The 15,226-nt window shown below is 47.2% G+C and carries 13 protein-coding genes and 1 other RNA gene; 11 read left to right on the top strand and 3 right to left on the bottom strand.

Features of this window, described 5'->3' with window-relative positions; all coding sequences use genetic code 11:
- The first annotated feature begins 1 nt into the window (after position 1).
- The 11 genes from gpmI (at position 2) to ssrA (ending at position 12,570) form a co-directional block, all read left to right on the top strand.
- Positions 2-1,540 carry a 2,3-bisphosphoglycerate-independent phosphoglycerate mutase gene (gene gpmI / locus AZ66_RS06055; RefSeq protein ID WP_044354015.1) on the top strand — a complete coding sequence of 513 codons (1,539 nt, stop codon included), beginning with the start codon at positions 2-4 and terminating at the stop codon, positions 1,538-1,540.
- A 67-nt stretch (positions 1,541-1,607) separates the two neighbouring features.
- On the top strand, positions 1,608-2,894 hold the full coding sequence (eno, locus tag AZ66_RS06050) for a phosphopyruvate hydratase (protein ID WP_021258213.1): 1,287 nt from the start codon (positions 1,608-1,610) through the stop codon (positions 2,892-2,894).
- Between the two features lie 382 nt (positions 2,895-3,276).
- Positions 3,277-3,618 (top strand): PadR family transcriptional regulator, encoded by a 342-nt coding sequence (locus AZ66_RS06045; RefSeq protein ID WP_021258212.1) that lies wholly within the window; start codon positions 3,277-3,279, stop codon positions 3,616-3,618.
- Between the two features lie 3 nt (positions 3,619-3,621).
- Positions 3,622-4,368: a DUF1700 domain-containing protein gene (locus AZ66_RS06040; protein ID WP_021258211.1), complete on the top strand. Its 747-nt coding sequence runs from the start codon at positions 3,622-3,624 to the stop codon at positions 4,366-4,368.
- Entirely contained in the window at positions 4,365-5,300 is a 936-nt protein-coding gene (locus AZ66_RS06035; RefSeq protein WP_044354014.1) for a DUF4097 family beta strand repeat-containing protein, read from the top strand. The genes AZ66_RS06040 and AZ66_RS06035 overlap by 4 nt, the downstream gene beginning before the upstream one ends.
- A gap of 90 nt (positions 5,301-5,390) precedes the next feature.
- Entirely contained in the window at positions 5,391-6,212 is an 822-nt protein-coding gene (gene pdxK / locus AZ66_RS06030) for a pyridoxine/pyridoxal/pyridoxamine kinase (protein WP_044354013.1), read from the top strand.
- A 172-nt stretch (positions 6,213-6,384) separates the two neighbouring features.
- Entirely contained in the window at positions 6,385-6,621 is a 237-nt protein-coding gene (gene secG, locus AZ66_RS06025; protein WP_021252815.1) for a preprotein translocase subunit SecG, read from the top strand.
- A 203-nt stretch (positions 6,622-6,824) separates the two neighbouring features.
- Positions 6,825-10,163 (top strand): ribonuclease R, encoded by a 3,339-nt coding sequence (rnr, locus tag AZ66_RS06020; protein ID WP_044354012.1) that lies wholly within the window; start codon positions 6,825-6,827, stop codon positions 10,161-10,163.
- A 201-nt stretch (positions 10,164-10,364) separates the two neighbouring features.
- Entirely contained in the window at positions 10,365-11,201 is an 837-nt protein-coding gene (locus AZ66_RS06015; protein WP_044354011.1) for an MgtC/SapB family protein, read from the top strand.
- 229 nt (positions 11,202-11,430) lie between these two features.
- Positions 11,431-11,904, top strand: a complete 474-nt coding sequence (gene smpB, locus AZ66_RS06010) for an SsrA-binding protein SmpB (RefSeq protein ID WP_021252812.1) — start codon at positions 11,431-11,433, stop codon at positions 11,902-11,904.
- A gap of 301 nt (positions 11,905-12,205) precedes the next feature.
- Positions 12,206-12,570: a transfer-messenger RNA gene (gene ssrA / locus AZ66_RS30430) on the top strand.
- A 502-nt stretch (positions 12,571-13,072) separates the two neighbouring features.
- On the opposite strand, the gene AZ66_RS06005 is transcribed toward ssrA, so the two are convergent.
- The 3 genes from AZ66_RS06005 to AZ66_RS05995 form a co-directional block, all read right to left on the bottom strand.
- Positions 13,073-13,411 carry a hypothetical protein gene (locus tag AZ66_RS06005; RefSeq protein ID WP_021258205.1) on the bottom strand — a complete coding sequence of 113 codons (339 nt, stop codon included), beginning with the start codon at positions 13,409-13,411 and terminating at the stop codon, positions 13,073-13,075.
- A 196-nt stretch (positions 13,412-13,607) separates the two neighbouring features.
- Entirely contained in the window at positions 13,608-14,222 is a 615-nt protein-coding gene (locus tag AZ66_RS06000; protein ID WP_044354010.1) for a DUF1796 family putative cysteine peptidase, read from the bottom strand.
- Between the two features lie 394 nt (positions 14,223-14,616).
- Positions 14,617-15,066 (bottom strand): hypothetical protein, encoded by a 450-nt coding sequence (locus tag AZ66_RS05995; RefSeq protein WP_044354009.1) that lies wholly within the window; start codon positions 15,064-15,066, stop codon positions 14,617-14,619.
- Between the last annotated feature and the right edge of the window lie 160 nt (positions 15,067-15,226).

The following is a 15,226-nucleotide window of genomic DNA, read 5'->3' as shown; positions in this document are numbered from 1 at the left end:
GATGTCCGCACCTAGACCGGTAGCACTTATCATCATGGACGGCTTCGGACTTCGCGATACACTAGTTGGCAACGCAGTCGCGCAAGCGAACAAGCCAAACTACGACCGTTACATGAGCCAATTCCCTCATACGACACTGACAGCTTGCGGCGAAGCGGTAGGCTTGCCAGAAGGTCAAATGGGGAACTCCGAGGTAGGCCACTTGAACATTGGTGCTGGACGCATCGTGTATCAAGACCTGACTCGCATTACGAAATCGATCCGTGAGGGCGACTTCTTCTCGAACGAAACATTGCTTGCAGCAGTGAAGAGTGCGAAGGAGAACAACAAGGCGCTTCATATTTACGGATTGTTGTCCGATGGCGGCGTACACAGCCATATCGATCACGCACTTGCAATGCTCGATCTCTGTGTGCGTGAAGGCTTGAAGGACGTATACATTCACGCATTCTTGGATGGCCGTGACGTTGCGCCTGACAGCTCCCGCGGATATATCGAAAAGCTGCAAGCCAAAATCGCTGAAGTTGGCATAGGCCGTATCGCTACGGTTCAAGGCCGCTACTATGCGATGGATCGGGACAAGCGCTGGGAACGCGTTGAGAAATCGTACCGCGCGATGGTATACGGCGAAGGCCCGAAATACCGCGATCCGCTTGCTGCAGTAGAAGAATCTTATTCCCAATCCGTATATGACGAGTTCGTTATGCCTACGGTTATTGTGGATGAGAATGATCAGCCGGTTGGCTTGGTTCAAGATGGCGACTCTGTCGTATTCATGAACTTCCGTCCTGACCGTGCGATCCAGCTTGGCCAAGTGTTCACCAATGATGACTTCCGCGGCTTTGATCGTGGCGACAAGTTGCCTAAGAACTTGCACTTCGTTGCGTTGACATTGTTCGCAGAGACAGTTGGCGGATACGTTGCTTACTCTCCAAAAGAGTTGGACAACACGCTTGGTGAAGTGCTCGTGCAGCATGGCAAGAAGCAGCTTCGTATTGCGGAAACTGAGAAGTATCCACACGTAACGTTCTTCTTCAGCGGCGGACGTGACGTTGAACTACCTGGTGAGAAGCGTGTGCTTATCAACTCGCCTAAGGTAGCAACTTACGACCTGCAGCCTGAAATGAGTGCTTACGAAGTTGCAGAAGCAGCAGTGAACGAAATCAACTCTGACCAGTTCGATACGATTATCCTGAATTTCGCGAACCCTGATATGGTTGGTCACTCCGGTATGCTGGAGCCAACAATCAAGGCCGTAGAAGCTACGGATGAGTGCATGGGCAAGGTAGTTGAAGCGGTATTGGCGAAAGGCGGCGTCTGCCTCATTACGGCGGATCACGGCAACGCGGATATGGTATTCGACGAGCAAGGCCGTCCATTCACTGCACATACGACGAACCCGGTTCCATTCATCGTTACTTCGAATGAAGTGGAATTGCGCGAAGGCGGCATCTTGGCAGACATCGCTCCGACGATTCTTGACTTGATGAACGTTCCTCAGCCAGCAGAGATGACTGGACAAAGCATGATTAAGAAGTAAGTTTTACAACTTACATGGATATATAGTAATTTATCTATAAACACTCAAAAAAGGAGTTGTACACACCATGACAATGATTATGGACGTATACGCACGCGAAGTGCTTGACTCCCGTGGTAACCCTACGGTAGAAGTAGAAGTAAAATTGGAATCCGGCGGCTTCGGCCGTGCAATCGTACCTTCCGGTGCATCCACTGGTGCTCACGAAGCAGTTGAGCTTCGCGATGGCGACAAAGGCCGTTACGTTGGTAAAGGCGTAGAGAACGCTGTTAAAAACGTAAACGAAATTATCGCTCCAGAAATCATCGGTTACGATGCTCTTGATCAAGTTGCAATCGATAAAGCAATGATCGAGCTTGATGGCACGCCTAACAAAGGCAAATTGGGTGCTAACGCAATCTTGGCTGTATCCATGGCTGTAGCTCGCGCTGCTGCACATGCATTGGATATGCCTTTGTACACATACCTTGGCGGATTCAATGCGAAGCAATTGCCAGTACCAATGATGAACATCATCAACGGTGGTGAGCATGCTGACAACAACATCGACGTTCAAGAGTTCATGGTATTGCCAGTAGGCGCACCTAACTTCAAAGAAGCACTTCGCATGGGTGCTGAAATCTTCCACAACCTGAAGTCCGTATTGAAGGGCAAAGGCTTGAACACTGCAGTAGGTGACGAAGGTGGATTCGCTCCTAACCTTGGTTCCAACGAAGAAGCGCTTCAAGTTATCATTGAAGCAATCGAAAAAGCTGGCTACAAGCCAGGCGAAGAAGTATTCTTGGGTATGGACGTTGCGTCCACTGAGTTCTACAAAGACGGTAAATACACATTGGCAGGCGAAGGCAAGTCCTACACATCTGCTGAGTATGTTGATCTTCTTGCTTCTTGGGTTGATAAGTACCCAATCATCACAATCGAAGACGGTATGTCCGAAGACGATTGGGATGGCTGGAAGTTGCTCACTGAAAAATTGGGCGGCAAAGTACAACTCGTTGGTGACGACTTGTTCGTTACAAACACTGAGCGTCTTGCTCAAGGTATCGAAAAAGGAATCGGTAACTCCATCTTGGTTAAAGTTAACCAAATCGGTACGCTTACAGAAACATTCGAAGCGATCGAAATGGCAAAACGTGCTGGCTACACAGCTGTTATCTCCCACCGTTCCGGTGAGTCCGAAGACAGCACAATCGCTGACATCGCGGTTGCAACAAACGCTGGCCAAATCAAGACAGGTGCTCCTTCCCGTACAGACCGCGTTGCGAAGTACAACCAATTGCTTCGCATCGAAGACAACTTGGGAAGCACAGCTCGTTACGACGGCTTGAAATCCTTCTACAACTTGAAAAAATAATTGGCTTACCGCACAAGCGGCTTGCTGATTCGATAGAAGCCAGACTCCCTTGAAGGGGTCTGGCTTCTTTTTTATGAACTCATATGTGAAGTAGACATATTGTGTTCTTCCTTTAATCTACCTTTTACTTTTGCTTGCCTTTCGTACTTGCCCTTCTTGTCCTCCCTTATTTCTCTTTCTTCCCTGTTCTGATCTTTGTGAAATTATGCTTCATCGATCGCTCCGACTAGAGATGGGTTTTACCTAGACCTGAGACTAGTTTTGGAAAAAGCCTATTGTGGAACACTATTCCAGGGGATATAATCATCGTGTACTACTAATCAATATACAATACTGAATCATAAATTATAATTCATCACGTTATGGAGTGGAGGTGACTCGATTGAAGGAAATCGTTCAATTTAAAAAAGGGGTGCTCGGACTGTGTGTCATGGTTCTCATTAACCAGAGAGACCGTTACGGCTTCGAGCTGGCCCAGCAGATATCCAAGCATGTGGAGGTTGCTGAAGGTGCTCTATATCCAGTTCTGCGGCGGATGGTTGCGGATGGCCACTGTACAACCTATTTGCAAGAATCTACCGAGGGTCCACCACGGAAATATTATAAGCTTACTCCAGTGGGCAAGGATTATATGAATGAGCTCGTGACCGAGTGGGATAAATTTGTGTCGAGAGTAGCCAATCTGCTTACCGAGGCGGAAGAAGAAGAATACAAGGAGAAATGAGAGGTGAACAATGTGCATAAGCAGTTATTTATGCTGCAATTGAAAATGGGCCTACTGTCGCTTCCAGAGGCGGAGCGCAATGAAATATTAGCAGAGTATGATGCACACTTTGAATTCAGCAAGCAGCAGGGACGAACAGAAGAAGAGATTGCTAGAGAGCTTGGCGATCCGGAAGAGCTTGCGGCCGAACTGCTGTTAGGTGAACGAGGGGATAAAGAGGTTGAACGGGAGCCGGTGACAGAGCCGTTTATTCCTAGTCATCAAGGTCAAGCTTCACAAGTACCTCCGCTCTTCGAGGATCCTAGCTTCCTGAGGAAGGCTGAACAGCCATTGGAATCGAACCTGCACTACGGGGAACCAAATCGATATTCTCAAGAGTACGGCGGAATACCGAATACTGCTTACCCACCATATCAGCAGTCCGAAGGACGACGTCCCCGCTCAGCTTTTGCCTATGCAGGTACGATCTTTATTAGCATTATGGTTGTCCCGGTTATGTTCGGACTATGGGCAACGTGGTTTGGGCTTGGAGTAGCGGCAATAGCTTTATTGGCAACTCCTCTTTTGTTCGTATTCAAAATTGGGTTTGGCGGAGAGTTTTATCGTGCAGAGTTGTCGATCGTAGCGATTGCGTTCGGCATCGGAATATTTTTGATACAGGCGATAGTTGCTGTAGGACGTGCATATTTGAAATGGAACCGAACCTATTTCCACTGGGTCGCCTATGAAGGAAGGAGTGAGGTTAGATGAATTGGAATCGTGCAACTATGAACATGGTCGGAATCGTATGTATCGTGGCAGGCGCTGCGGGCTTGATGTATTACGGACCAAGTCAGTTATTTAAATCACAACTGCCTTCTTATGAGTACCGTATCTCTGCGGAAGGATCACAGGATGCATCTGGTCAGGAAAAAGGGGCAGATAAGACATCTGATTACGAATCTCGCATTGATGTAAGGGAACTTGAGAGTATAGTTATTAATGCGGATTATGGGGATGTTAAGGTAAGTTGGATCAATGATAACAAGAATATGATTGAGTTGAAGGGGCAGGCGCCAGAAGCGGTTATTAATCGAATTCGTGATGTTCAGGCGGAGAATGGAACGCTAGAGCTGAATTTTGAAGACAATGATAATGCAGGATGGTTGAATATCAACATTGGCAATACGCAACGCCGTTATCATGAAGTTATCATCCATACATCGGAGGATTTTGTGCTCGACAATATGTCATCAAAGGTCTCTGCTGGGACGTTCGAAATGACAGGTGGACATATTAAGCAACTTGAAGCATTAAGTAATCTGGGAAGGGTAAAAGTAAAGAACGTAACAGGGGATTTCGTTAAGCTTAGGTCGGACTCGGGTCAAGTGGTAGCAGATAATGTCGATGCGGAGATTGAAGCAAGCTCTTCACTGGGAAGTGTTGACTTGAACCAGACGAAGAAGAATGTTCAGGCTTCAGCCAATGCAGGCTCCGTCTCGATTGTTCAAGCTGCGGCACATCCGATCGATGCGGAAAGCCAACTCGGAAGCGTAAATATTCGTATTGTTCCTGAATACAACGGGAAGTTTGATCTGAAAACAGAGTTAGGAAGCGTCTCCGCACCGAATGAGAAACATGGAAGCGATATGGTTATAAAGGTACGGACAGAAGCGGGCAGTATAAAGATTGTCGAAAAATAGTATTGGCTCCTCGGAAGATTCATGTGAATCGGTTATAATGTACTTATCTTAAATTTAGAGGAACAAGAAACTGTAAAGGGGTAAGGATACATGAAACCGATTCATAAAGTGCTGACATTAGCTGGCTCGGATACGAGCGGTGGAGCTGGCATTCAAGCTGACCTAAAAACTTTCCAAGAACGCGGTGTGTACGGCATGACCGCATTGACGACCATTGTAACGATGGATCCGGAAGAAGGATGGGCGCACCTGGTGTTCCCAATCGCGCTCTCTACGATAGAAGAGCAATTGAAGACAATCATGAGTGTCGGTATTTCAGGCATGAAGACCGGTATGCTGGGTTCTATCGATATTATTGAGCTGGCCGCACGCACCATTGAGAAGCATAACATTCCGAACGTCGTTGTTGACCCGGTTATGGTGTGCAAGGGTGCTGACGAGGCACTTCACCCAGAGACGAACGATGCTTTGCGGGACATACTCGTACCGAAGGCTGTCGTGGTTACACCGAACTTGTTCGAGGCTTCACAGCTGGCAGGAACAGCGCCAATTCGCACGCTTGAAGATATGAAGGAAGCCGCTGCCCGCATTCAAGAGCAGGGAGCGAAGTACGTGTTGGTGAAAGGCGGCTCCAAGATTGGATTGCCTACTTCCGTCGATGTATTGTATGATGGCAAATCTTTCGAAATATTGGATGCTGATCTGATCGATACAACCTATACGCATGGCGCTGGCTGTACGTATTCAGCAGCAGTAGCAGCAGAACTGGCGAAGGGGAATGATGTACGTGAGAGCGTCCATAAGGCGAAGAGCTTCATTACGGAAGCGATCCGCCATTCCTTCCCACTTAATCAGTATGTTGGACCTGTGCGCCACAATGCACTGCGCTTGCTGCAGCATGGCGAAGCATAAGTAAGGGACGATTGTGTAAGGATGGCCCTGAACTCTGAAGCCTGGAGTGAGCTTTCCGGAAGAGAAAGGAAAGGGAGAGAGGATAAGCCTTGCCTGCTTCTTATTCGTGTGATACAATAAAAGTACTGTTTTTGGCTTTTCGAACGTGTATCACGCATTAGGAGGTGTAACTGTGGAAATTTTCTTGAAAATTTTGCTTGTCATTTTTTCTATCGGTTTGATTAGCATTGTGCTTCTGCAGAAAGGGAAAAGTGCCGGCTTGTCAGGTGCCATCTCCGGCGGTGCGGAACATCTATTCGGAAAGCAGAAGGCACGCGGTCTGGACTTGTTCCTGCAACGTGCAACGGTTGTATTGGCAGGAGGATTCTTTATCTTGTCACTGATCGTAGCTTATTTCCTTAAAGGTTAATTCCCATTCGTAAGCAAAGCGAGGACATGCTCCTCGCTTTTTTTGTGCCCATTTTTCCGGCGAAGACAAGAAACTTGTTACGATGTGGATCGAACGGAAAAAATGTAGGAAAAGCGCCGGGATGTAACGATTTTATTTCGTGTATACTAGGTTATATATTGTTATACTGTATCATGCAGGTCATGGCAAGGTGAGGTGAAGGAATGGTAACAGAACAACAGTTGTTGGACTTTATGCGTGAAACCGCTTATAAGCCGATGACCTATCAAGAACTGGAGCAGCATTTCGATATTGAAGGCGCTTCAGAGTTCAAGGCATTTCTGAAAATGTTGAATCAAATGGAAGAAGAGGGTAAGGTGCTGCGCACTCGCACAGACCGCTACGGTGTGCCGGAGCGTATGAACTTGCTGCGCGGACGCTTGCAGGCGCATGCCAAAGGCTTCGCATTCTTGATTCCGGAAGAAACGGGGCACCCCGATGTATACATTCACGCAAATGATTTGAAGACTGCGATGCATGGGGATACCGTGCTTGTACGCGTGACGAATAAAGGCTTTGATGGCGCTCGATTGGAAGGCGAAGTTGTGCGCATTGTGAAGCGTGCAGTGGAGCGTGTTGTCGGTCTTTTCCAAAATTATGAATCGTATGGATTTGTCATTCCAGACGACAAGCGAATCAATCGTGACATCTTTATTCCAAAAGAAGATATGCATGGCGCGGTTACTGGACAGAAGGTCGTTGTCCATATCGTAAGCTATCCGGAAGGAAGAGCAGCTGCGCAAGGTATGGTGGCCGAAATTCTTGGTCACAAGGATGATCCTGGCGTTGATATTTTGTCCGTCATCCGTAAGCATCAGCTTCCGGAGGCGTTCCCTGATGAAGTGATGGCAGAAGCAGAAGCTGTGCCGGATTCCATAACCGAGGAAGAAATCATCAGTCAGCGACGCCGTGATTTACGGGGCATGAATATCGTCACGATAGATGGAGAAGATGCGAAGGACTTGGATGATGCGGTATATGTAGAGCAACTTCCGAATGGACATTACAAGCTTGGCGTCCATATTGCGGATGTCGGCTATTATGTGAAAGAAGGTTCTGCACTGGATCGCGAGGCATATGCTCGCGGCTGCAGTGTGTATCTGGTGGATCGAGTTATTCCAATGCTGCCGCATCGATTGTCCAACGGAATATGCTCTCTCCATCCGCGTGTGGATCGTTTGACATTGTCCTGTGAGATGGAGTTCGACGAGAAGGCGAAGCTCGTGAAGCATGATGTATTCCCGAGTGTGATTCGTACCGTTGAGCGTATGACGTACACCAATGTACGGAAAATCGTTGAGGATGAGGATCCTGAGGTATCAGCACGTTACGCTTATTTGGTTGACAGCTTCAAGCTGATGAAGGAATTGGCGTTGAAGCTCCGCGGGAAGCGGATGAACCGAGGCGCAATTGATTTCGATTTCGTGGAATCGAAGGTGTTGGTTGATGAGAAGGGCGTACCGACTGATATCATCAAACGGGAACGTACGATTGCGGAGCAAATTATTGAAGAGTTCATGCTGGCAGCTAACGAGACGGTTGCGGAACATTTCCACTGGCTCAGAGTTCCGTTCCTATACCGGATTCATGAAGAGCCGGATAGTGAGAAGCTGTTCAACTTCATGTCCTTCGCGGCGAACTTCGGATATGTTGTTCGAGGCAAAGGCAATTCGGTACATCCTCGTTCCTTGCAGATGCTGCTTGAGGAAATTGAGGGAACGCGTGAGCAGACTGTGATCAGCACGATGATGCTTCGCTCGATGAAGCAGGCGAAGTATGATGCGGAGATGACAGGTCACTTCGGTCTAGCTGCTGAATTCTATTCGCACTTCACATCGCCTATCCGCCGTTACCCAGACTTGGTTATTCACCGAGTCATGCGGGAAGTAATGGATAACGGAGGAGCGTTGCCTGAGAAGCGCTTGGAGCAGCTTCATGCGCGCATGCCGGATATTGCACAGCAATCCTCAGAGCGTGAGCGGGTAGCCGTTGATGCAGAGCGGGACACAACAGCGTTGAAGAAGGCCGAATTCATGCTCGATAAGGTCGGTGAGGAATTTGATGGCATTATTAGCAGTGTGACAAGCTTCGGGATGTTCGTTGAGCTGGACAATACGGTTGAAGGGCTTATTCGACTAAGCGAGTTGAATGATGATTATTACCACTTCCATGAGCAGCATATGGTGCTGATCGGGGAACGGACGGCAAATGTATTCCGTATTGGCGATGAAGTTCGCATTCGGGTAGCTCGTGTCAATATGGATGAGCATACGATCGATTTTGAGCTGATTGAGAGTAAGTCTCGCCACAATGGTCGTGACTTCGGCTTCGACATTCGGAAGAAACGTGGTCGCGGTGGATTTGGTGCCGAAGGACGCGGTGGAGCTGGACGTGGCGATTATAAGGGCCGTAAGGATGGAAAAGGCGGCCGTCCAGGAGAACGCGACCGTGGTGGTCAATCGCGAAATGGCCGCGATGCGGATAGAGGAGCAAGCGGTCGTTCGGATCGATTCGGCGGTAGAGATAATCGCCCGGCAGATCGTAACGATCGTGGACAACGTGCAGATCGGCATGCTGGTCAAGGCGCGCGTGGAGCTGGTCGTGTGGATCGGCACACTGGTCAAGGCGCGCGTGGAGACGGTCGTGTGGATCGGCACACTGGTCAAGGCGCGCGTGAAGACGGTCGTGTGGATCGGCACGCTGGTCAAGGTATGCGTGGAGTCGGTCGCCTAGATCGGCACGCTGGTCAAAGTGTGCGTGGAGATGGCCGTGCTGATAGACGCAACGTCACTGGAATTGATCCTGCAGAACAGCAGGCTTATGAACAGTATGGTGCTTCTTCAAACCAGCAGTCGCGAGGTGGTGACGGACGAGATCAGCACCAGCATGAGGAGCGATTGGAGCGGGATGCTCGCTATGAGCGTCACAACAATGGTGATGCTGTGGAGCATGAGGCCGATACATTCGCTGGCGATTGGTATAACCAAGGCGAGTTCCGTGATCAGCAGAGGGGCCGCCGTGGACGCAAGGGGCGCCAAGAGCAGGGACGTGGATACAACCCGTACGACAAGTCATCCGGTTCTTCCCAGCCGCGAGGCAAGGGAGGCATTACCTTTGGAGCGGGACAAGGGAATGCGGAGCGTCCTGCCCCAGCGAAGAAGGAGTATGATGACTCCAATTGGGTAGATCGACTGATCGCGGATGCTGAAGAAGAAGTCGATCGTCCACGCTCTTTTGATTTTGGTTCTGGACGAGGCGGTTATGGACGATCGAACGAGAGCGACCAAGGTAGCTTTAAGCAGGGACGTGACGGAGGCTTCCGCAGAAATCATAACTCGAACAGCGGAGGTAAGAAGGGACGACGTTCGACGTCCGAAAGCGGCGTTTTCATTGGCGAAGAGGCGGCACAGTCTCGGAATCAAGGAGAGACCGCGCAGAAAGCCGCAAAGAATAAAGGAAAGGCCAATAGCAAGACGGCGAAATTCGTTCGTAAAAAGCGATAGGCTTTCCATGAAACAAACAAGAAATAACGGTTTCTGGTTCCGCTTAAGCGGGACTGGAGCCGTTATTTTATTTCTGTGATAGAAGCTGAGTTTAGATTTATACGCTGGGGCGGGCACACGAACAATCAATCGGAATACATATGATACAATGTACATATCTTAGGAGACGCTGCTTTTTACTTCATTAGAGAGGTGAGTAAAATGAGTCCTTCAGATATATCGATGTATCATGTCATACTGCGTATGGTGCTTGCATTAGTACTAGGTGGCTGTATTGGATTGGAGCGGGAGAAGCGAAGTCAGGCTGCAGGGCTAAGGACGCATATGTTGGTGAGCCTCGGATCGGCGCTCGTCATGCTCATATCGGTATACGGATTCCCAGATTTAAGCGGTGATAATAAAGCCGCTGTGGATGTGGCGCGTATTGCGGCTCAGGTCGTCAGCGGTGTTGGCTTCCTTGGAGCAGGGACGATAATACGCAATGGAACAAGTGTGAAGGGGCTAACGACAGCTGCTTCCTTGTGGGTTTCGGCGGCGATTGGGCTTGCTTGCGGCTCTGGCTTTATTTCTGCGGCCTTATTCGGTTGTGCCTTATCTCTCGTCGCTTTGTGGCTGCTGAATAAGTATGATATTAAAAATCGGGTTGCACATCGAATTCACGAGTTGGAAGTCGTTGTGGAGGAACGTGAAGGATGGCTGTCAGAATTGACAAAGGTTGTAGAGGAGCAGGGGCTTACGGTACGAAGCATTCGTATGCGGCCGGAGCGCAATGCAGGGAAGTCGTGGACGAAGTGGCTTGGAGCGGGACAGGGCACAGCACAGAAGGATAGAAGCGATCATTTGTCTGAAAGCGATATGGAAGTCGGCAGGGAGGGCGGCCACCCCGAAGAATTGGATGACAAAGAGCGAACCTTGGCAAGTGCAAGACATTTGCAAATTGAACTGAAGGTGCTGTCTGAAGATGTAAAATCGGTAGCCGTATGCTGCGAGATGATACTTCGATTACAAGGAGTCTCAGATGTTCATATGTTATCGTGATTGGATTCCCTTGAAGAGAGATGGATCCAAGAACACTTTAAGATAATCATTGTCTGTGCCCATTCTTGTCTGAATACATGTTGAGCCAATATGTTTCTTGCTTGAGTCGGGGGTGTTCTTTTTGGTACAATATACTTCTAAGCAATAAGCGCTATAGTGACGTGGTTCAAAGCAATCTTGCTTCGTTCACTTGGCGATGATGTCATTGTCGTAACGTTGGAGGGCAATCATGGGTAAGAAGAATGATAATAAAGTTTTAGCCCAAAATAAGAAGGCGTCCCATGATTATTTTATTGAGGACACTTATGAAGCGGGCATGGTGCTGACAGGGACAGAAATTAAGTCGCTGCGCATGAGCAAAGCGAACATTAATGACTCCTTTGCTACGATTCGCGGTGGTGAGGCGTTTATTCACAATATGCATATTAGCCCATTCGAGCAGGGTAATCGACACAATCCTACTGATCCGACGCGTGCGCGCAAGCTGCTGCTGCACAAAGAGCAGATTAACAAGCTGATCGGGCAGACGAAGCAAGAAGGGTACACGCTCGTTCCGTTGAAGGTTTACGTTCGTAACGGATATGCGAAGCTGCTGATTGGACTCGGACGAGGCAAGAAGAACTACGATAAGCGTGAAACGGCTGCGAAGCGGGATGCGGATCGTCAAATTCAACGCGCGCTGCGTGAGAAGCAGAAGTATTAAGGTTAGCTTGAAGCATAATGCGATTTTTGGGTACTGTTGTTAGCAGTATTCCTTTTGGATCATTTGTACCAAGGAAATGGCATGTAGCATTGGTAACAAGTTGACTAACAACTTTCGTTTGAGTGTGTTATAATAAACGTGTCGGTAACGAACTACTGCACAACATGGTATCGCTGCTGACCGAATACGAACATCATTGACAACTGAATAGTGTGGAAGGATACACTATCTGTGTCTTAACTAGATTCTCTTTAATTCAAGACTCTATTCCCCTGATGGGCGAGGTTCGCTTATCATTTATGGGGGCGTTCTTGGATTCGACGGGGATAGTTCGGGCTCGGGTAGCGGGTAGTGGGGACGCGTCCACTTCATCAACGCTAAAGCCATTTAAACGGCAAACAACAAACAAACTACGCTTTCGCAGCTTAATAACCTGTGAGCGTGCTTCTACTCTGCATCGCCCATGTGCCGAGATAGGGGCTCAACTTTTAGTGGGATACGCTGTCACATCTCCGCCTGGGGTGTGCTGAAGAAGACAATCAGGCTGACCCAAAGCATAGCCGGTTACGGGGCGATGCTCGGGTGACATCAAAACTGTGACTACACCCGTAGAAGCTCGTGTTGCGTTATCTTCGGACAGGGGTTCGAATCCCCTCGCCTCCACCAAAAACCTGAAAAAACCGACCGCATGAGGTCGGTTTTTTGTTTTGGTGGAAATAGGCGAAGTATCGGGATGAGAACCCCTGGGGTTCGTTCCGCGCGCAGGTAGCGAAGGATTTTGCTTCGTAGGAAGACAACAGCGGACGAGCACGGCATCGATTTCAACCACTAAGGTAGTCATCGAAGGATAAGCATCGACAGCAAGTTCAATGAAGAAAACGATTATCCCCTCGCCTCCACCAAAAACCTGAAAAAACCGACCGCGTGAGGTCGGTTTTTTGTTTTGGTGGAGTTGAAAAGGGGATTTGCCCCTGTCAGGGGTACGCTCCGCGCGCAGGAAGCTGGGGAATGGCTTCGTAGGAAGACAACAGCGGACGAGCACGGCATCGATATCCAACCGCTAAGAACGTCATCTGGGAATAATCTACGAAGCAAAGTTAATGGAGAAATCGATTATCCCCTCCTAATAACTTCTTGATTACTCTTTGAAGACTATCATTAATAATTTCTATGAATTAGATTTATTCAGCAGTGCTTTTATTTCATGTAGTTGTTGTTCGGTCATATGTTGGGATTGATGAATGGCATTTAGCTGTTCCTCAACTCTTTGTAATCGAAGTTCATTTTCTATTTGAATTTTTTCGGTAGCCCGTTGCGTTTTGGTGTTATCCATGACAACTAAAATGGTTAGGCCTGCACTAAAGATCGTTAACCCTCTGGCTAGTTGATTAAGATCTAATCGATTAAGGGAGTATATGCAATCAGCAATTCCTGCTCCTACTAATATCCCACCTATCGTTACAATTCCATTCCATCTCCATTTTTCAGGGATCATAAAAAATTTCATCCAGAGATCTCCTTCAGGTTCAATAGTATCTATTTTCAATTATAAGAAAATATAGACTTTATGCAAAAATGGATTATGAATTATGTGTTTTCCAGATGCCTCTAAAGGAAAATAATACCCATGAGATAACAGTTGTGCTACGTGACAGTATAAGTTAAGGGGGGGATCCGAATCTTCTAAGAGATGGAAATGGGCACTAAACTGAATTAAACCCTTTCATAATGAGATCCCAATGATGGTCTGAGCCTCTCCAATTTTTTCCCGTCGGAATTTTGACAGAAGAAACGCGCTGTAGCCCCCAATCGTCATAAATGACGCCCTTTCCCCACTGATTATGGAAATTAACGATAAGTATCCTGAAATCTTTGTTTGAAATTCCATATAAAGCTTGTTCCAAGAGTCGCGCCTCAGAGCTTGAGGTTTCTGTACGAACGAAACAAACAGGACCGGTTTTTATCGTTTTTAAAAATCTGGATGCCCTACGATCCATTTTCTCTTTAAACTTGGGGTACAGCTGATTGGGATTATAAGGAACGGGGAAATCATGATACGAATCTACATGGTATTCCGTATCACGTAAAACATAATGATTATCGACTATGTTTATAAGACGCAATTTGTCTAATTCCATAAACCCATTGAACCTTGTCTTGAGAAGATGCGAAATTTTCGAAGAAGGGTAGGAAATGAACCAATCAAGTGGGCCACTAAATTTGCGGAGTTTTAATCTTCTTAATTGATGAGCAGTCTGGCACGTTGCTCCAAGGCTGATAAATGCATGGTAAGTTCCTCTGTTTTGATTCCAATCCAAAGACCTTCACCTCTCAAATAATCGGACGATACATAGCATTTCCCCTATTCTTTTCTTATTGTATGGGTATATAGAAATTTAGCCTGTTCAAATGCCTAGATAATAATTTTTGAATCAAAATTTCCGAACAGATAAAGAAGTATGCACATGAAGGAGATTATTATCGGTGATCATATCGTTAAATCTTTCGGGCGAGGGCGATGAAAAACGCAATGTTCTGGGCGCTTCGCCGCTTTTATCGAAACTATCCGCCTGGTTATAAAAAACTAAATAGCCTTAGCCCGATGGAAGTACGGGCTAAGGCAGCTTAATCATTTTATTTGTATTCTAATGTATACTTTTCTACTTCTACTTAACGGGGGTCAATTAAGACCCAGTGACTTTTGGTACTTCATTATTTAGCTGTTTTAAATTGACTACGTATTTCTTGGTACGAATCCCCAGCGTTCCCGGATGGAGCTAAACTCATGTAAACTTTATTTTCGGTAATCAGCGCAATTATTTCTTTATCGTCTGCCGATTGAATGAGTACTAATGATCCTTTTGTTTCTCCGTCATCATATGCCACAGATTCTGCAACCTTCGGCTCCTTCAGCTGCTCGTCCTCCGGAAGCGCTCTCTTAGTACCAACACGGAATTTACCTTGCACATCAGGGTGTATACTCTCATCAACAAACTTCGTTTTGGCCTCTTTCGTTCCATTGTGATAGTTTGTGACATAGGATAATGCCAGCTTCTCATCCGCAGCTCGGCTCTCCGAATCCGCAGCATTATTACTTGAGCATCCAGATAATATAATCACCGCGGCTAATAAAATAGATAGAAATTTTGAGAAGTTCTTCATGTTTTCCCCCTTGGAATAATATATTATTAGTTAGTCTATCAGGTATAGGGGTATTTGGTAGTGAAATCCAGGGGTGTTTTCATTAAATTAAGTATCAATTTGTAAAAAATGATAGAAATGATAGATTTAGATTACACCTAAAACGCTCCACTGCATCCAT

The sequence above is a fragment of the Paenibacillus sp. E194 genome, from assembly GCF_000935845.1.
GTDB lineage: Bacteria > Bacillota > Bacilli > Paenibacillales > Paenibacillaceae > Paenibacillus_B > Paenibacillus_B alvei_B.
The sequence above is the reverse complement of the archived record's forward strand: the minus strand, read 5'-3'. Positions and strand labels throughout refer to the sequence as shown.

What these genes read in the sequence shown, in the direction of transcription:
- AZ66_RS06035 (WP_044354014.1), top strand. Translation starts at nt 4,365, where the DNA reads ATGAATTGGAATCGTGCAACTATGAACATGGTCGGAATCGTATGTATC.
- eno (WP_021258213.1), top strand. Translation starts at nt 1,608, where the DNA reads ATGACAATGATTATGGACGTATACGCACGCGAAGTGCTTGACTCCCGT.
- AZ66_RS05995 (WP_044354009.1), bottom strand. Translation starts at nt 15,066, where the DNA reads ATGAAGAACTTCTCAAAATTTCTATCTATTTTATTAGCCGCGGTGATT.
- AZ66_RS06015 (WP_044354011.1), top strand. Translation starts at nt 10,365, where the DNA reads ATGAGTCCTTCAGATATATCGATGTATCATGTCATACTGCGTATGGTG.
- gpmI (WP_044354015.1), top strand. Translation starts at nt 2, where the DNA reads ATGTCCGCACCTAGACCGGTAGCACTTATCATCATGGACGGCTTCGGA.
- pdxK (WP_044354013.1), top strand. Translation starts at nt 5,391, where the DNA reads ATGAAACCGATTCATAAAGTGCTGACATTAGCTGGCTCGGATACGAGC.
- rnr (WP_044354012.1), top strand. Translation starts at nt 6,825, where the DNA reads ATGGTAACAGAACAACAGTTGTTGGACTTTATGCGTGAAACCGCTTAT.
- AZ66_RS06005 (WP_021258205.1), bottom strand. Translation starts at nt 13,411, where the DNA reads ATGAAATTTTTTATGATCCCTGAAAAATGGAGATGGAATGGAATTGTA.
- smpB (WP_021252812.1), top strand. Translation starts at nt 11,431, where the DNA reads ATGGGTAAGAAGAATGATAATAAAGTTTTAGCCCAAAATAAGAAGGCG.